13 protein-coding genes are annotated in these 19,401 nt (G+C 39.4%); 2 read left to right on the top strand and 11 right to left on the bottom strand.

The annotated features are described in order from the left end of the window. Positions 1 to 165: 165 nt before the first annotated feature. From KMW37_RS13140 to KMW37_RS13095, 10 genes are all read right to left on the bottom strand, one after another. A complete protein-coding gene (locus KMW37_RS13140; RefSeq protein WP_215225094.1) occupies positions 166 to 1,194 on the bottom strand; it encodes a family 43 glycosylhydrolase in 1,029 nt (342 codons plus the stop codon). Positions 1,195 to 1,204: 10 nt separating this feature from the next. Beyond that, a complete protein-coding gene (locus KMW37_RS13135; protein ID WP_215225093.1) occupies positions 1,205 to 2,602 on the bottom strand; it encodes an alpha-L-fucosidase in 1,398 nt (465 codons plus the stop codon). Positions 2,603 to 2,666: 64 nt separating this feature from the next. Beyond that, entirely contained in the window at positions 2,667 to 3,488 is an 822-nt protein-coding gene (locus KMW37_RS13130; RefSeq protein WP_215225092.1) for a sialate O-acetylesterase, read from the bottom strand. 150 nt (positions 3,489 to 3,638) lie between these two features. Beyond that, entirely contained in the window at positions 3,639 to 4,088 is a 450-nt protein-coding gene (locus tag KMW37_RS13125; protein WP_215225091.1) for a DUF5018-related domain-containing protein, read from the bottom strand. Positions 4,089 to 4,119: 31 nt separating this feature from the next. After that, a complete protein-coding gene (locus KMW37_RS13120) occupies positions 4,120 to 5,997 on the bottom strand; it encodes a RagB/SusD family nutrient uptake outer membrane protein (RefSeq protein WP_215225090.1) in 1,878 nt (625 codons plus the stop codon). A gap of 18 nt (positions 5,998 to 6,015) precedes the next feature. Then, the gene (locus KMW37_RS13115; RefSeq protein WP_215225089.1) at positions 6,016 to 9,411 is read right to left on the bottom strand and encodes a TonB-dependent receptor; all 3,396 of its coding nucleotides are present in this window, start codon (positions 9,409 to 9,411) and stop codon (positions 6,016 to 6,018) included. A 133-nt stretch (positions 9,412 to 9,544) separates the two neighbouring features. Next, complete coding sequence (locus KMW37_RS13110; RefSeq protein WP_215225088.1) at positions 9,545 to 10,717, bottom strand: FecR family protein; 1,173 nt, start codon at positions 10,715 to 10,717, stop codon at positions 9,545 to 9,547. A 454-nt stretch (positions 10,718 to 11,171) separates the two neighbouring features. Beyond that, the gene (locus KMW37_RS13105; RefSeq protein WP_215225087.1) at positions 11,172 to 11,723 is read right to left on the bottom strand and encodes an RNA polymerase sigma-70 factor; all 552 of its coding nucleotides are present in this window, start codon (positions 11,721 to 11,723) and stop codon (positions 11,172 to 11,174) included. Between the two features lie 773 nt (positions 11,724 to 12,496). Beyond that, positions 12,497 to 13,867, bottom strand: coding sequence for a glycoside hydrolase family 28 protein (locus KMW37_RS13100; RefSeq protein WP_215225086.1), 1,371 nt, complete (start codon positions 13,865 to 13,867; stop codon positions 12,497 to 12,499). A gap of 152 nt (positions 13,868 to 14,019) precedes the next feature. Beyond that, positions 14,020 to 14,901, bottom strand: a complete 882-nt coding sequence (locus KMW37_RS13095; protein ID WP_215225085.1) for a DUF6528 family protein — start codon at positions 14,899 to 14,901, stop codon at positions 14,020 to 14,022. 398 nt (positions 14,902 to 15,299) lie between these two features. On the opposite strand from KMW37_RS13095, the gene KMW37_RS13090 reads away from it, so the two are divergent. Both KMW37_RS13090 and KMW37_RS13085 read left to right on the top strand, forming a co-directional pair. Further along, a complete protein-coding gene (locus KMW37_RS13090; RefSeq protein WP_215225084.1) occupies positions 15,300 to 16,070 on the top strand; it encodes a GDSL-type esterase/lipase family protein in 771 nt (256 codons plus the stop codon). 99 nt (positions 16,071 to 16,169) lie between these two features. Next, on the top strand, positions 16,170 to 17,057 hold the full coding sequence (locus tag KMW37_RS13085; RefSeq protein WP_215225083.1) for a dienelactone hydrolase family protein: 888 nt from the start codon (positions 16,170 to 16,172) through the stop codon (positions 17,055 to 17,057). Positions 17,058 to 17,171: 114 nt separating this feature from the next. Here the strand turns inward: KMW37_RS13085 and KMW37_RS13080 are convergent, their stop codons facing one another. Then, entirely contained in the window at positions 17,172 to 19,292 is a 2,121-nt protein-coding gene (locus tag KMW37_RS13080) for a beta-L-arabinofuranosidase domain-containing protein (RefSeq protein ID WP_215225082.1), read from the bottom strand. Positions 19,293 to 19,401 lie beyond the last annotated feature (109 nt).

Below are 19,401 nucleotides of genomic sequence, written 5' to 3'. Positions count from 1 at the left end.
ATCATCACTTTCTTCCATAAGTTTTGTATTACTGAAGGAAAAGCCTGATACCTTTCACTTTCCCTATTCAACATTATTTGGGTAATTGAACTTGGCAAAACTTTGGTTTAGTACAGATCACCTTATTTGTTTAATGCTGCGTATTGATTGATGAGAGGAGTCTTTTTATTTAGTTATTATTTCAAATCGTACCAAGTAACATTCATGTTTATTGGGGACCATTGATATGCCCCATTTTAATCCATCTCCCACAACTACCGGAGCGGTTAAGTCTGGACGAAAAGCTCCCGGGGCAACTGCCCTTTCTTCCGCTTTTGCGTTAAATTTGTCCGACATAAAATCCACCCCATCAGGTGCATATTCAAAGGTTTCTGACAGCGAAGCAAAAGCGCCTACTCCTGTACCTTGTGGCCAGATGAGTACTTCATGGCTTCTTTCGAGAATGGCTTTTCCAAGCTTAGTATAAGGCCCGGCAGGATGCTTAGAATAGGCCACGCCCATACTTGTGTGCGCAGGCCCTCCTTGTCCACTTATCAATGACCGGCCTTTATAATACATCCAATACAATCCATTACGATACAGTAATGATGCATCATCTATTCGATAACTATCGAACTTTTCAGGCTCTACACTTACTTTCAGGATGGGTTCATTGCTCAATCTTTTAAAAGGCCCTACTGGTGAATCTGATACCGCTACTCCAATGGCGGTTTTATCCGTTAAGTTATTGTTCTCAAACTCACCCTCAGCATTTCCTGGTGTCGGTTTCACCCCTGTGTAGTACAAATAGTATTTTCCGTCAGCATAAATGATATTTGGGGTAAAAACAGCTTGGGCATCCCATTGGTCTGCTTCACCTACCTTCAGCATTTCACCCACTTCCGTCCAGGAATGCCCCTCATCTTCTGATTTTGCACACCAGACGCTTGCTCCCCAATATCCCGCACCCCAATATTTCGGCTGGGCATCAGGTATTTTGGTATAATACACATAATAAGTTTGGCCCACTTTTATGACATCACTGGGATCACGACGTGTACAACCTGCTTCATAACCAATTCCGCTTACTTCCTCAAAAGCAAATTCCATTTTGGAAAATTTTTCCTGTAAAGAGTCACTCGCCTGACCATAAGCATGAAGTGAGCACAAAAAGCCGATCCCAATAATTAATATTCCCAGTACTTTTTTCATCATTTCCAATTAACTAATCTTCAATATTATACACAGCCAGTTTTTTAATCTGCGGTTCGCCTTTTGATTCCTGGATTTTAAGTCGTACTTCCGATACATCCAGCCCATCAAACCTATGAATAAATTTATGGCCAATGCAGGATCCTTCAGTAATGGTCTGCCAGCCATTCTTGGTCTTACCCTCCAATACAAATTGGCGCACACGTTCTCCTTTGCTGATATCTTCCATCAATACAAGCTGATTCACTTTTTGATTTTTTGACAGTTTCAGGCTTAACTTTTCCCCAGCTCCAGAAGTACTTTCCAGTGGATTAGAGAACCTCCTTTTTATTTCATCTCCGAATTCTTTTAGTCGTTTCACATCCGGTTCAGGCATTAAGCCATCTGGATTGGGCGTTACTCCTAAAATCAAACTGGTATTGTGGCCGACTGACTTATAATATTTATCCACCAATTTTTCCAGCGAAAAAATAGTATGTTCCCGATTAGGTTCCCAAAACCAATCATGCCCACCTTCACCTCTTAAAGGCGCATCGCTCATGGCTGGCATATAATATTGGCCATTAGGATCTCCTGTTTTTAATAGCTGAAAGTTATTGGCATGGATCTCTTTTTTTGCAGATTCACCTGCACCGGTAGATGGGTAGGGGAAAGTTCCCCAACTAGGGTAAGGTACTGTTCCCGTTTCGCTTCCTCCCCAACGCATATCCGCACGTTGCAGGTTATGGTAAAACAAACTGTTAGGTTGATATTTTTCGAAAATAGACAATACATCCGGGCCACCTTGTTCAGGACCATGCGCACCACCATCAAACCAAACCATTGCCCAATCACCATAATTGGAAAAAATCTCGGTAACGATATTTTCAATCATGATATTATAATGCTTTTGCCTGTTTTGTGCAAACTGGTTATCGCCGCTTACTTTGAAGTCATGGATACCGTAAAAAGCATTCCATCGTGTACCGATATATACCCCGGGAAGAATCCCATACTTTTCGCAGGAAGCTTTAAAATCCTTTAAAATATCGCCTTTACCATCTTGCCACTTTAGTGCCTTCATACTATAGGGAGTGGCATCACTCTGGTGAAAAAAGAAGCCCGTTTCATGGCTAACAGTAAAAATAGCTATTTTAAACCCAGCATCTTTTAGAGACCTTATCCATTGATCCATGTCATATCGCTGTGGATTAAAGGTATTATAATCTTTTACGGGTTTTATCCGCACATCCTTTTGCACATAAAATTCTCCATCAAAAACATGCATATCCCAGCATACCAAGGCTGCCAATTCAGCATTTTGCCAATCCAGTTGCGCTTGGGTGGGAATGGGGATTTTACCAGTATTCTGGGCCATGCAGGTAATTGCCCAGAAGGTAATTATAAAGGTATTGATTATATATTTTTTCATCTTTTACTATTTTGAAAACAAGGGGCAAGGCCAACTAGGGCAAAGCAGTTGGAAACATTTCAGCCTAATTATGCTCTCTATACCCTAAACTTCTTTCACTTTCCATTACCTTAAAAGCTTTATAAATACGGTTTCCGTGTTCTACTAGCCCAGCAGGGGTTAGGTGAGTTTTGTCAGCCTTTGGAAGACCATACATGGTGGTATAGATTATATTGACATCCTCTTGAGCAATTTTTTGTTGGGCTACGACCACAATTGGACGCTCCTCGACGAGGTAATGCTGTTCATCAACGCCCAAAATTATTTTGAGATCATCATACGCTAGGACATCATTACGCAGGTGGTCTATCATGTGATTTAAATTGGATTGGTACATTTCAGCTTCTTGCTCGTCACCAGCATCTGTCTCCCCTTGAATCCACACAAATCCGTGGACCTTCACCACATAGCCTTCTTTTTCCAGTTGATCAATAGCCTTTTTTAAATCCTTGACCATATGATCATAAATTCCTTGCTCGCCAGGTGCTTTCCAGTCCCTGGCTAGACCAGTGCCGCCCCTAGTATATTTGAAAATTGCGGGGTTATAACCTGCCACTTTCAATTGACGGGCAAAACTTACTTCAGGACCAAAGTGACCAGCTGGGTACCTTCCTTTTTGGGCTTGCATGGTAACCCATTCCCCATTTGAACTATCATGCCCAGAAACAGTCCAGTTCAATAATATGGATTTATCAAGGCCTTGTTCATCTTTAGGGTATTCTTTCGCATCACCGGTGTAACCTTGGGCATTTGATTGGCCAGCCCAAATAAAGAGATCAATGTTTTTTTGGGCATGAACTTGTATTGGAATAATTATAAAAAACAGGGCTTTTATAAAATTTTTCATTAGTACTGTAATTATGAATTTGTTCTATTAAGTCTTATGGAGGTTCATTTGAGCACATTTAACTCTTTTGCTTATTCTCAGTAAAAAAACCAAACAGCCAAACTATACAGTTGACTGCTTGATTTCCATCCAACTAATATGATCTTTTGATTATTCTACAATAATCTTAATGGTCCAATCATGCGTGGTTCCATCTGCTGATACGAGCATATAAACAAATTCTCTATCAGATAAGTCTGTTAAAATTCCAGCCGTTGGCGTATCGTCAACAGGCTCGACCCTAACACTTTGATGGTATATCACAATTCCTGCTCTGCTCAGGTCTGCCGATTCGGGCACTCTAACAGTGGCTGTGAAATTTTCATTATCAATTTCTGCATTTCCCATAGAAATAAAGAGTCTTTTTCGGGCAGGTGTCAACTCCCCATTTTCATAATACTCCTGAAGTTCATGTTCATCAGTTTGAAGGGTAAATATGTTCACATTAGTGATAAAGGCAGTGTCTCCCCATTGTCCTTCATCAAAATCAATTCTTGGTTCACAAGAAAATAGGATCCCTACAAATGCTAAAATGAAGGGAATTAAAATATTTTTTTTCATGGATGTTTTCAGTTTAATGATCAATTAAAGTTTAAAACCAACCAGGGTTTTGGGTTAATTCAACACCTGCTTCCATATATAAATCAATTTCATTTTTTGGAATAGCAGATAAATAGGCACGTCCAGGCTCTACAAAGTACCCTTCCCCTGATTCATTGAAATCAGGATTTACGTAGAATGGATTTAAAAACCCGTCTTCGTGAACATCATAATTTACGCCCAATGTCAATCCGTATTTTTGGGCATCAACAGGACCAAGACCATCCGCAGTCAATTTTGATGGATCATTAAAATAATCAACAAACTCCTGGCTATATGCTCCTTTTGGCTTCCATCCATTGATTACATCATGGAAAATCGCCCACCTTTTTAAGTCCCTTTCTCTATGTCCCTCAAAAACCAGCTCCACTTCTCTTTCCCTCCTAATCTCATTTACAATATTTGATTCAGCAGGATCAAACCCATTTTTAGCGGAATAGGATATAGGCCAAGAATTCACTTCACTTAGCACCATTGGGGCCATTCCTACTCTGTCTCGAAGAATATTGACCGTTTTATCCAAATCAGATTGATTGAGCGTACCCAAAATCGCTTTCGCTTCAGCCAAGGCCAAAAGCCCTTCTGCGTAACGAATTAATACATCATCCACCGAACCATTTCTCCATTCATTCGCGTCAAAAATTGCCCCTTTCCATACACGAAAACCCGTAGATGAATAATTGGCAGTAAAAATATTATTAATGGTAGGGTACCTTAAAGGAAGTGCCTGTGACTCAAAACCTACTAATTGATTCTGCGGACCTCTATCCGGAGTCCATATAGATTGCCTAAATCTTGGGTCCAAGTTTTCTCCCAGGCTGTTTAAGCGCTGTGGATCTATAGATAATGAGGACAACTCTTGCGGAACGCCATTCTTATCCAGGTAATTGTCTACTAACTTCTTTGTTGGTGACTGAGGATTATCCACCACTTTATCGTAGAAATTATGTCCTACAATTTCATTTACATCATAAATACGGTATAAAAATACTCCTTCTGAAGAAGAGGCATCTTTTTGGGAGAGTATCTGATTATAGGCCTCATTAAGCGGGCCTCCATTGCTGAACAATGCCGCCCCTTGATGATCAATCAATTCCTGTATGGTAGGTTCAACCATTTGCAAAAATTCTTTACCATCTTTACCATTGACAGCAAAAGGAGTACTTTTAGCACCGTGATAATGCTCCCAACTGCCTTCGTATAAAGCAACCCTGGCTTTCATCACAATGGCCGATTCTCTATTTACTCGTCCTTGCTTTGCAAAAACTGAATTTTTCCAATCCATCTTCTCAATAGCAATGTCCAAATCCTGAAGGATAAATTTGGCTACATCGTATCTAGAGTTTCTAGTTCTGTACAATGCTTCACTATCCGTTTCCAGCACTTCTGTATAGATTGGAACATCTCCATAGCGTTGCAACATATTAAAATATACCCATGCACGGAAAAAATGTGCTTCACCGATGTATTGGTCTGCTTCTATATCACTTGGGACACGTTCAGCATTGGTTATTAAATAGTTTATCTGTCGGATCCAGCTAAAACTACCATTCCAGAAACCATCGGTAGCAGGAGCTTGCCCACTACTTCCTCGCTGCATTAAGCTACCTGAGGGACCTGTCCCCACCTGGATATCCGTATTGGCGTCCAAATAACCATTATGAGCATTACCTCCTTGCTGAAAATGATATCTTGGAAATAGTCTGTAAAAACCATTTACCATTACTTTCAAATCATTTGCTGAGGTGAAAAAGGTAGCATCAGTCATTTGATCCAATGGATATCTTTCAAGAAAATCCTCTCGACAACTACTGATTGATATTACAAACGCTACCAGCAATATCCATATATATATTAGTCTTGATTTCATGTTTAGTTATTTTTTTAATTAAATACCAATGTTCACACCCAGGGAAATTTGACGCTGAGGAGGGTAACCTCTTCCTCCGTACCTGGCAATAATCTCAGGAGAGTATTTAATTTCTGACTTATAATAGATAAAGCCCAAATTTTCTACACTAGTATAAAAATGCACCCGGTCTAACTTGACCTTATTGATTAAACTCTTGGGCAAATTGTATCCCAAACGTAAATTTTGAATTTTAAGGTGTGCAAGATTTAACTGGTACTGATCATTTGCAGCATAAGTTTTAAATGAATGTCTTGGATAATAATTATCAGGAGTTTCCGGTGTCCATGTCCCTAATTCTTTATGGGTTTCAAACCATTTTGAGTTCCATATATCGTGTCCGGCAGGACTCACGTAAAAATTATTTGAAAAGACTTTCCATTCTGGCACCCCTGTTAGTTGTGCCGAAAAATCGAAGCCATTCCAATTGGCGGAAAGATTAAAGCCGTACTGGTATCTAGGATAATCATAGCCGGCAAATACTTGGTCTCCTCGAGCATACCATTTACCACCCTCTCCTGCATTAATCTGACCATCGCCGTTTAGATCTTTCATCATCAAATCTCCCGGATAATACCAAGCTCCTCCCTGGGGTACATTGGCCTCAACATCTTCTATATTTTGGGCAATGCCATTAGACTCATATAAATAAACCTCACCGAATTTTTGACCTGGTGTCCAAGAATTCCTAAACCCATTAATATTATCCTCATACTCAACCACATAACCTATATAATCGGCTATATTAAATTTTAGGGCATAATTCACTGGTTTGTCCATTAAAGTAAACCCAATATCACGCCACTTAACTGTAAATTCCCAGCCACGCGTCTCACTAACTGCGTTATTCACATCAGGCAAACTTGTCCCTATGGTTTGTGGTAAAAATTTAGGGGGGCCTGCTTGGTCATAAATCGTACGCTGGTACCAGTCGTAGGTAAATTCAAGTCTGTTATTCAGCGCTGTTGCATCAAGTCCAAAGCCTAATGTTTTGGGCTTGGCCCAGGTCAAATCAGAACTTACCAATCCAGGCATAAATACCATATTTGGTTTTGAGCTTCCCAATAACACATCCCCATTTCCAATCCCTGTTCCCATAGTTGGGAGGTAAAGGTAATTACCGTTTCCAGGATTACCGGAGGAGGTATACGCGGCCCTTAATTTTAAGTCATGGTCATGTTGGATAGGCCAGAAATTCTCTCTCGCTATATTCCAAGCAGCTGAAACGGATGGGAAAAATGACCACCTGATGTCTGCTGGGAATTTTGAATGGGCATCATAACGTCCATTGAACTCTATAAAATATTTTTCATCATAATTATAGGCCATCCTTCCAAAAACACCTTGGGTGGCCCAGTGACTTAATGCATCCGATACAGAAGGGTTTTCATTATATGTTGTACTGATCGTAGGGATAGAATTGGTATATAGATCCCTACCCGTTCCACTTAATTGGGTATACCGGTTATACTCTTCCTGGTAGCCCACTAAAGCCGTTATGGAGTGCTTATTAATTTCTTTAGAATAATCAGCTACTAGATCAAGCGTGTGGTAATTCCTTAAATCCATTTGTCTGATCACACTACTTTGCGTGGCGGACCTTGCTGAATTACGCGTGCTACCATCTGCATTTATCACCGTAATCACATAGGTATTACGGTTGAAATGGCTAGTAAAATTCCTCCAAGTGTAATTTCCCCTTACATTAAAGTCTTTAAATGGCTTTAATGTAAAGCCACCGGTCATCGTAATCTCATTTCTATCATTGGTTTGATTACCCCCTTCGCCTCTCATGGATGGTCCACTACTTAAAAATGAAGGACTACCATTAGGGTTTATATCTACCCAAGAAGGGAGCGTTGCGGCGGCGTTAGCCCACATATCTGCATAATCAGCTCCACGACCTCGATAATTAGGAGCGACTTCATCTGTCTTCACATAATTCATGCTCATCCTCAGCTCAAGCCAATCTGTAGCATCTGTCTTAACTTTCAGCAAGGTAGTGTACCGGTCTTTCTTATCGTTGGCGCCTTTAATAATCCCATTGGACTCATTGTAACCAAGGCCCATATAATAACTCGTCTTATTTCCTCCACCTGATAAGCTGACATTATGCTGTTGACTAGGAACTGCCTTTTTAAACATGATATCAAACCAATCACTGTTTCCAAACATGTCCCAGTGCGCACCCCATTGACCATTTGGAAGTGCTATATTACTATAATCAATTTCCCCAGAGGCATAATCCCTCATTAACTGTATCGTCTCTTCCTTAAAGATTGGTGTCTGTAATGAATTCCTATATTGTTCATTTACCTTTTCAGCAAATTCATAGGAATTGGCCCAATGTGGCATTCCAAATGGAGTACCTATACTATAGTTGTTACTATAATTGACCTTTATTTTATCCCCTTTTTCCCCCATTTTGGTAGTAATAAGGATAACACCTGAAGGAGCCCTTGAACCATAAATTGCAGATGCAGCAGCATCTTTCAAAACGGTAACCGACTCAACATCATTGGGATTTACATCGCTCATGGTACGCTCTATACCATCCACTAGCACAAGTGGACCTCCTCTTTCATTTATACCTGTAAACCCTCGAATATTAAAATTGGCCTCACTGGCTGGTCCTCCATTAGTAGGGCTGATATAAAGTCCAGCCATGGCACCTTGTAGCGCTTCTGACAATTTATTGATGGGCCTATTGACCAACATTTCACTACCGATTTGCTCTACAGCAGCTGTAAGGTGTGATTTCTTTTGGGTGCCAAATCCCACCACCACAACTTCTTCTAAGGATTGGGTATCAGGAACCATACTGACATTTAATACGGACTGATTTCCTACCGCCACTTCTTGGCGTTCATAGCCCAAAAAGCTATAAACCAACACGGTTCCTTCTTCTACTTGAATAGTATAATTTCCGTCAATGTCGGTTACAGTACCTTTCGTAGTCCCTTTAAGCTGAATGGTAGCACCTGGAATGGGCTGGCCATTCTCATCGGTAACTTTCCCCTTTATTTCAATGGTGTTTATTTTTTCTTGTAAACTTGCTTCATCCGTTTCTAAGCTTGGTTTTTGACTTATAATGATTGTTTTATCATGGATTTCATAGGAAAATTGATAGGGTACCAAAATCTTATCAAGAACTTCCTCAATGCCTACCTTTTTCAAACTGACATTAACTTTTGGGATCTTCTTGATAAGATCAGATCGATACAGAAAATTAAATTCGCTTTGGCTTTTAATTTCCTCAAACACTTGCTCTACAGTGGCCTGATGTAAGTCCAATTTCAGTTTCATATTTTGGGAATAGACACTGGCTGAAACTTTCATCACGCCCACCAATATAAGTATCAGGGTGAGTTTCATGGTTAATAACATTTTACCCCTTAAACCAAAGGGTAGGTTGCTGGGCTTTTTTTCATAATTTTAAATTGCTTAAGTAAAACATTGAGATTTATTCGATTTGTTTTGAGGAGGATGTTGGTAGCATCCTCCTTTTTTATTGTATGGTAACCATCCTCCTTTCTATTTTAAACTTTACATCTCCGGTTTTTTCAATTAATTTCAGAACATCTTCTAAATTCTCATATCTCGGAACTTTACCTGTAAAAGGGATTTCTTTTGCTGCTTGTTTTTTGAATTGAAAGGAGACATCGTACCACCGTGCCAAATCCAGCATAATGGATTCTAGAGGTTTATCTTTGAAATAAAACCAACCGTCTTTCCAAGAGATATATTCCATCACCTCTACCTCCCTTTGTGAAATCACATTTTGGCCTTTAATCAGCATACTTTGCTGGTTCGGAGCCAAGACCTGTTGTTGCTGAGGTTCATCTTCCAGGTAGACATTTACCTTGCCTTCAACCAAGGTTGTATAAATAGTAGGCTCTTCCTCATAGGATGAAACATTAAATGATGTGCCTAAAACTTGAACTATTTGCCCTCCACTAATGACTTTAAATGGCTTTTCCTTATTTTTTGTAACTTCAAAAAAGGCCTCTCCTGTAAGCTCTACACGTCTATCATTTCCCACAAAGGCAGTTGGATACTTCAAGGTGGAACCAGCATTAAGCCAGACTTGGGTCCCATCCGCCAAAGTCAAATTGAACTGCCCTCCTCTAGGTATTACTAGCGTATTGTACTTCACCTCACTGGTGGCTACTTTTTCGCTATTGTACTTTAGAGAAGTCCCCTGGCTGGAAATTTCTGTCCCTCCTATGTCAAGACTAAGATTCTTACCTGAAGAAAGATCATATGAACTCCCATCATCCATTAGCAGGATGGCCTTTTCTGTACCAGGAATAATGGATGAATCAGCATGGATGAGGCGTTGTTGTTGAAATAATTCTGGCCTTAAAATGGCCATAAAGCCTAACAACAAAACAATGGATGCAGCCAATGATCCTACATATAGCAAAACCCTATTATTCCTTTTCAGCTGGGAAAGATCGATTTTATTCAAAATAGAAGACCAAGCCTCTTTGTTTGTATCTTCAGTGTTTTCAAACTGAGATCCATTTTGATAAAACGCAGTTACCTTATCAAAATATCCCTGATGCTCCTCGCTAGCAGACAGCCAGTCTTTTAACTGCCTTTCTTCTTCTATAGTCAAAGAAGAATGAATTTTTTTCCAAATAATTGAAAAGTCTATATTTTCAGAATTTTTACTCACCTATTGCTAGTTTTTACCATATGACACACGGAACTACTCAATGGGTGACAAATTTATTTTTTTTTATTTTTTTCTCAATCTGTTGCTACAAACGGCTTGGATGGAGAAAATTAATTAGCAGGGATGTTTCTATTATATATGAAAAGTTAAGCCCAGAGGCTGCTTTTAATATTATTCAACATAAAACTATTGATAGGATAAAATTGAAAAAAGAAAATGAAGCCATTTAAGCTATAACCATTTTATTACAATATCCCTTTCATAAACAGGGTGTGTTTTACTTGTAAATTACCTTACAGTACGAATTGATTTTGCTCATTTTCAACATGGATCCAAAATAATTATAGCGCTGAGCACCACCCTAATATCCATCAGGAAAGCTTGAAAAATGAATTTAATTCATTGGCCCAACTGTATTATTTTGAACTAATGACCCGCAATAAGGCCCATAATTTTATAGAAAAAAGTTAATATCCAGCGATTCCCGAAGTCCCACCCTTAACTTATCTTTTGCCCTGAGCAATTGGGTTTTAATGGTATTTTCGGTAACCTCCAGTTGGGATGAAATTTCCCGTACAGTCTTTTCTTCCAAATATTTCAGCCTAAAAATTTCAGCCATTTTAGGAGGTAAGGATTCAATAGCCATTTCAATTTTTTGAATAAGCTCAGGATCCTCCAAGTTAACATTTGAATCATTTAAGTTTGCTTCGATATATAATAGGTGATGTTTATCCACAATCTTTAGATTCCTCAAATAATTCAAACACCTGTTCTTAACGGCTTTATACAAATAGGATTTGAATGAAGTAGTAATATTCAAATATTCGGCCTGCTCCCAAATATATACAAATATGTTCTGTACTATATCTTCACAAACCTCAATATCAAATACAAAACCCTCTGCAAATTTTATCAAACAAGAATAATAATCATGAAAAAGTGCTTCAAAAACTTCTTTATTCCGCTTTTGAATTTCTTTTAATAATAATTTATCCTCAATTCTCACATTCAGACAGGTTAGTGACCAATCAAATAGAAATTTATATAAACAAATAGACAGTATAAATACACTTGATTATATGAAATTTTAGAATGATCATTTGTTTAACACGTTTTCTCAATAAAACACAAAACACTTCCATTAATTAACTTTCAGGAAATCCCTAGCTCTTTACCATCATTAAAATCTCCCTCCACTCCTAATAGTAGACACATAAAATGGCCTTCCACCATTGTAGTTAATTGCCAGCGAAACGCATAAAATCACTGCTGTCAACTTCATATAATACAATGTAAAATACTTCGTCCTTCAAGCGGTGACTAAAGGCGGGATCATCAATTAGGGCATATGATCTAAAGCAAATATAATATAAAAAACATGAATTAAAATAATGATATGACAAACGGAAATAATATTATCAAAGAATTTTCTTATTAGCGATCAGCTATTTACAGAATCAAAAACACCCTAATATCTGTATTTTATTAAGCCAAAAGAGAAACTCCCCAACAAAATCAATAGAACCTGCTTATTAAAGGAAGGTATTATATATTGGACAAAAAGTAACCGCAGAATAAAAGCAGTAAAAATGATAAGAAGAAAAGTAAGGCCAATTTAGTAGGCAAAAATATGGGAACTGTTTTCTTGAAGAAGCATTCCTAAAATGCTTTGTTTCTTTATAAACTTCTTTCTGAACTACTTAGGAATCAAAAACCATAAAAGGCTTGGTCCTCGATAAAAAAGGCTTGTATAGTTGATTGGCGGTTGCTATCAATCAATCATTTGCCCCACTCAAAACCTAGCACATTTTGATGCACCAGCTTGACCTCCCTTACAGAATCCACTTGAATATTTTGGAGCAAAACATGCTTCACTGGCTGCTCATCATCTGCCAATATTCGTGAGACAAACTGCACGTCCTTGGCATTTATATTGGTCATTTGAATATCACTAATGGAGGTCAATCTGCGCTCATAGGTAGGGACCAAATCCCTCCACTGGTAAAGCACATCGGTTTCTATGCCCAAAACTCCCTTGTCGATTTTTCCGGACTTAATGTTTTTCATGATGATATTGGAAACATACCCACCTCTTCTTTCATTAGTTTTTATAAATAGCAGGTGGTTCAATTTGGCTCCTTCTTCCACTTTACAATTTTCCATATAAATATTCTCTATCCCTCCGGAAAGTTCACTTCCTATAGCCAACAGTTGATGGCCATTCTTAACCAGGCAATTTCTGATGACCACATTTTTAGTGGGCATATTTAGCCTCCAGGCATCTTGATTTCTTCCTGCCTTAACAGCTATGGCATCATCTCCTTGGTCAAACACACAGTCTTCAATCAATATATTTTGGCTCATTTCAGGATCCACACCATCATTATTGTGACCATGGGCATAGACGTCCACATTTCGGATCACCACATCTTTTGACATAAAGGGGTGGATCACCCAAAAAGGGCTGTTTCTGATTTTCACCCCTTCCAACAAGACATTTTTGCACCTATTGAACTGAATAAACTGGGGGCGGAAATTAGCGGTATCATTTACAAACTGCCTATCTTTTACAGCAACATCCTCAGCCGCTTGCTCATAAAGTAGTTTAAGACTTTCCATATGAGGCTTTGGCCGGGCAAACCATTTCTCCCATGTTTCCATTTCAGCTTTGAGCGTTCCTTCACCTGTAATGGCTACATTTTCACAGTCAAAAGCATAAATCAAAGGAGAATAGTTAAAGCATTCCATACCCTCCCATGTCGTCTGAACTGCTGGCAGGTAATCCTTAGGGGCTCCAGAAAACAACAGCACAGCTCCTTCTTCCAAATGCAAATTGACATTGCTTTTTAAATGTACCTTTCCGGTCAGCCATTCTCCCTTTGGTATCACTACCGTTCCCCCACCAGTGTTATTCGCCTCTGATATAGCTATAGCAATCGCTTGGCTGTTTGCCCTTTTATTACCTTTTTCCGCACCAAAATCTGTAATCACAAACCGATTTGCCTTGCTAAAGTCAGGCACCTTTATGGAAGCAATTTCAAAAGGGGCTTCCAAAACCAACTCTTCAAATAGCACTTCTCCCTTTGGGCTTGAGCATCCAAGCAAAAAAATGAAACCAATTCCCTTACACAACCAACTTAGCCTATTCATTATCTTTGTTCTTTTGAAACTTTTTATATTGGACGCACCCGGTCCTTCATCATCAAATATAATCTGAGGGGCCTTCAAAAGTGTACTGATCAGTACTGTCCAAAACAAAAAACCAGCCCTATAACATAAGACTGGTTTTACAATGAGATAAATTACTCAAACCATCTGGCCTTGTAGACTTTCATATCCGGGAAAGGCACTTTTTTATCAGGTTGATGGAAAAGCACATGGTGGGTCCACCAACTTTTTTCAGGCACGGTATAGATCAGCTGTCCGCTACTTTGCTCTCCCAAACTTTTTATATTTTCCGCTTCTGGAAACCCTTCTATTTTCCCAAACTCTTGGCTGGCCAAATCAAAAAACCATGCTCCAGTATGCTCTGTCATATAAAAACCTTTTTCATCCTCAGAAAGCTGAAGGTCATGGCCTCCTTCTCCCGGTATCTTCCACTCCTTCTCCAATACCAACTTGTTTGGATTGGGCATGCTATATTCTCTTAGCACATCGTATCCCAAGGCAAATAAAGTTTCCCTTTCAGGATGCCAAACTACACCATGGGCAGAATACAGGCTATCTTCGAATACAACTTTCTCGTTTTCATTTATATCAAAAAGCATAATCTTATTACCTGTTTTACTCGTAGAGGCCGCTGCTACAAGTCTATCATTCGGTAATATCTCTACGGAATGGGCGTTGGGAACTGTGGCATAAAATAATACGCTTCGCTCCTTCATATCTAATAAAGCCACCCCTCCTGAGGAAGAAGAGACAAGCAACTTTTTCCCTTCCGAAATTGTCTTGCAGTCATCCATAGAATTAAATCTCTTTTCTCTATACACCTCTGGAAGGTCCATGGTTTGATGAGCATCCCAAGTCCATATGATTTCCGCATGTTCATCATTCGATTTCTCATAATCCACATGCAACACCTTACTATCCCCACAAACCAAAAAAGTGGTGGTATCTTTTGTGCCAGTACAGGCCATGGCCATGCTGCAGCAGACCCCCAAAATACCTGCAAAAACTCTTTTCATCTTTTTAATTATCTTTAAAATATTGGATCCAACAAACAAAAGCCCTGGATCAATGAGCCTACTTCACAAATAAATATCAACAATAAAAATACACATTTAGACCAAAAGCCCTTTCCCCATCTTTTCAAGCTTTCCATATTTTTTTGATGGATGGACGTTAATCTCCCCTAGCAAGGCCCAAACATCTGTAATTAAAACCAGATAAAATTATTTCGGAATTCCTCCTTTAAAAAAAGGAATTGGTAAGAAAAGAAATATCCAGCGACCTTTTTCACATAGCAAAAGTCCCAAATCGCTTTTTCTGATAACTTGCAATTTATATGCTTGAGTGTGCCTTTAAAACTTAAAAAACTTAGCTTCCTTTTTTATTTTAATATTAGTCATTAACAATATATGGCATGAAAAACAATCTTATCTATTTATTGAAACCCTCCTTATCCTTTTGCTTAATCTTATTGCTTGGCAGCTGTGGTACTTTTAAAAAAACCGTAGACAATCAGAATCTATATCCCACGAAGGAAATAGTCACTCCATATCATAATCAATGGACCATAGGCCATTATCAAAATCGAATCAAAAATTTCAAAGAAAATCCCCTTTCCTACGGAGACATAGTCTTTATAGGGAACAGTATCACAGAGCAAGGCAAAAATTGGGGCGAAAAGTTTGGTCAGGAACATATCAGAAATCGGGGGATTTCCGGTGATGTGACAGATGGCATCTTGGCAAGACTTGGGGAAATCATCTATCACAAACCCAAAGCGGTATTTTTGCTGATTGGCATCAATGATTTGTCCAATTATCATCAGGGAAATGAATCTAGGGCAAACATAGTATACCATACCAAAATCCCTTCTCCTGAATATGTCGGCAATAATATTGTCAAAATTGCCCAGCAGATTCACCAAGGCTCCCCAAAGACCAAAATTTATGTCCAGACTGTTCTTCCCAATGCCAGGCCTGATCTAAAAGCCAGCATCAATTTGGTTAACAGCATTATCAAAGAAAATGAGGCCAAAGAATATTACCAGGTGATTGATCTTCATTCCTTTTTTGCCGATCAGAATGGATTGATGAAAAGTGAACTTACCAATGATGGCACCCACCTCAATGAAATGGGCTATAAAGTATGGGTAGCAGCTGAAAAAAAACTAGTTAATTCACTATAAGTGGATATACCTATGCAAACGAATAAAATAACTGAACCACGGTTTATTCTGTTAGTATTTCTTTAACTTATGTCTGCACAACCATAAGACCATTTAAACATGAAAAAACTAAGCAGGAAAGATATCAAGCAAGAGGTATTTGACTTATATGATGCCTATGCCCATAATAAACTGGAACGAAGGGAATTTATGGAGAAACTTTCCGCCTACGCCGTGGGTGGGCTTACCCTAAGCTCCTTGACCAGCTTTTTAATGCCCAACTATAAGGACAATATCCAAGTACCCTTACAGGATGAAAGCCTCAATACTGAAACGATCAGCTATTCCTCTCCCAAGGGTGGCGGAGAAATAAAGGGCCAACTTTCCAGACCTGCGGATGCCAAAGCTAAGCTACCTGGAATTGTGGTGGTCCATGAAAACCGGGGACTCAACCCCTATATCGCAGATGTGGGCAGAAGGGCGGCAAAAGCTGGATTTATCTCCATTGCTCCGGACGCATTAAGTCCGCTGGGAGGTTATCCAGGGAATGACGATGAAGGCAGGGAAATGCAACGCAAAAGGGACAGGGATGAGATGCTGGAAGATTTTATTGCTGCCTTTGAATACCTGAAAAACCATGAGGAATGTTCCGGTGCTATAGGCGTGGTAGGCTTTTGCTTTGGAGGCTGGATTTCCAATATGATGGCCGTAAAAGTTCCTGAATTGAAGGCTGCCGTACCTTTTTATGGTAGTCAACCACCTCTTGAAATGGTCCCACAGATCAATGCCCCATTATTACTCCACTATGGAGAACTTGACCAAAGGGTAAATGCTGGTTGGCCGGATTATGAGAAAGCACTAAAAGAGAACAATAAGGAATATATGGCTTATATTTATCCCAATGCCAATCACGGCTTCCACAATGACACCACCCCTCGCTATGATGAGGCTGCAGCCAAACTGGCTTGGGAAAGGACTATTAAGTTTTTTGAGGAAAATTTGGGGTAAACCCAAATTACAACAAACTAGCTACATTATTTCATCCGAAAAAAACATCTCCCTTCCTTCTTTTTTGAAAATTAAAGAAAGAAGGAAGGGGAATATGTTTCAGTAATGAAAACATCACTTTTCATAAACAGGAAATTCTGTAATTCTTAAAGTCGTACAGCCATATGGTACCAGAGTGATCTCATCCACAATATCCTCTTCCCTCACTCTCTTGCTCCAAAAACCAGGCAACTCAGGAGCATCATTTTCCAGTGTCCAATCTGCAGCTTTTACTCCGCGCATTTTGAGACTTATCGGACTATTTTCAAGATTCCATGGATATTCGCCGTTCCATTTATTTTCTGTCACTTCCACAAATTTGTTAAGATCAGCCAAATCACTTCCCAATAGACCATACTTCCATTCCTCGGCAGGTATATATTCGTAAAATTCCCTATATCCATCATTTCGATTTTTGCACACTTGCTTTTCCTTTATCTTTAAGGAATACACCAAAGGCCCCCTTTCTATCGCTGCGCTGAAGGAGTACCACTGGGAATGCTTCAGTTCCATAGGCAAGGTCAAAGTCACTTTATCCCCATTTTTCCAAGAGCGGTCTATAATCGCCAACTGATTATGGATATCTCCTTTCCATTCTTCTCCATTTATCGTAATCACTGGCCTTTTCGCCCAATCAGGTATTCTTAAATGGAAAGGGAAAGAGGCTGATTCACTCAGCTCCATGCTAAAATGAACTTGATCTCTAAATGGATATCCTGTTGCTTCAATGACCTTTAAATCCACATCATCGGCTACTTTCAGCGCTACCTCACTTGGGGCATACAACAGTGCCGCTACCCCTCCATCATGGGTGGCATACCATAGATTTTGAACAAACTTAGGCCAGGCCTGATGCATATTGGAGGTACAGCAAGGATACCCCGACAAAGTCCCAAAAACAAAATCTGTCCCCTTATGGTGATTGGTTTCAAATGATGTCTGCAATTGATCGGTTAACTTCACTTGATTGGCCGCTTGGAAATACTGGCGACTCATAAAATCATCCGAAGCTTGGGTAGGCAAGGCATTATAAGCGATCTTCTCTAATTGATCGGCATACTGCATGTCCCCGGTAATTTGTAAGATGGATTCCAGGGAAAACATCCCCTCAGCAATCGAACAAAACTCAATTCCTTGGGTAGGCTTATTCCCATGCAAAGGCTCATCTCCACCATACATCCCCTGTGGCTGCCCATGGTACTTTTTCAAGTCGGCCAAGGCTTCCTTAAGGGCTTTGAGGTGATTGACATCCTTATCATATTGGTACTGAATAATGGGTTGCTTCAAGCCCTGGGCCAAATTCACTGTATGGATTCCTCCAATTTTTGACACAGTCAATGATGATATTTCTTCCTGATCAAATGGATACCGCTTCATTTGATAGAAATACCAAGGTGAGGTCGGATCGGTATGGTTTTCTTCATTGAGGAAAACTTGGGACCAAGGAAACGTCTGCTCAGTAAGTAGTTCTCCTAGATCCAATAAAAACTTATCTCCAGTGATATTATACAACCAATAGACCACTTGCAAATTATCACCACCACGTCTATTGGCCCAAAAAGTCCATTTATCCAAAGGGGTGTTTGGAAGTTCTTCCAACTGATATTTGAAATACTTTGTTAAAGCAGAAATAACCCGCTGATCACCCGTAGCATTATAGTATTGTTGCAAGATCTTCAACATCACCATTTTTGGCCACCAATCTTTCCGCATTCCACGCTGCAGGCCTGGCTCGTAGGCAGGTTCAGATTCAAAAGGGATTGGCCCCAAATAGCCATTTTCTTGTTGGTTTTTCAAAGTCCATTCTATCCATGGCTGTACTTTAGCTTTTAATTCCTCGTCATCCAAAAGATACGCCAATGGCAGAAGTCCATCAATCCAATAGGGTCCTCTTTCCCAACCATCACCATCTCCCCCTAGCCATCCATTTCTTGGCCCCATCACTTCTGGATAGATTTCATCTAGATTACCAGTAAGCCCTGTTTTCATCCTCAAAAGTTGATCTTTGATCCAACCTTTTGGCTGGATATTACCCAATGGTAATTCTAAATAAGGCTTCTCTAGCAAGGGCCTGCTATTTTGTAAATAATGGGATTTGCTTACTTTCTTCGCGTATTGCTGGCCTTGGGCTAGGGTCGAAACAGCGAATATGAGCAGGCAAAAAGCCAAAATACGCTCACTCAAAATATTATTCATTATTGATTAGGTATAAATTAGGTTTGAAATAGTTAATTAAAATCACAAAAGTAGAGCTCAAAGCTCATTTCAAGATAGTGTTAACTTCCATTCCAGACCAAGATCATTG

Source organism: Echinicola shivajiensis (assembly GCF_018642165.1).
GTDB classification, from domain to species: Bacteria; Bacteroidota; Bacteroidia; order Cytophagales; family Cyclobacteriaceae; genus Echinicola; species Echinicola shivajiensis.
The sequence above is the reverse complement of the archived record's forward strand: the minus strand, read 5'-3'. Positions and strand labels throughout refer to the sequence as shown.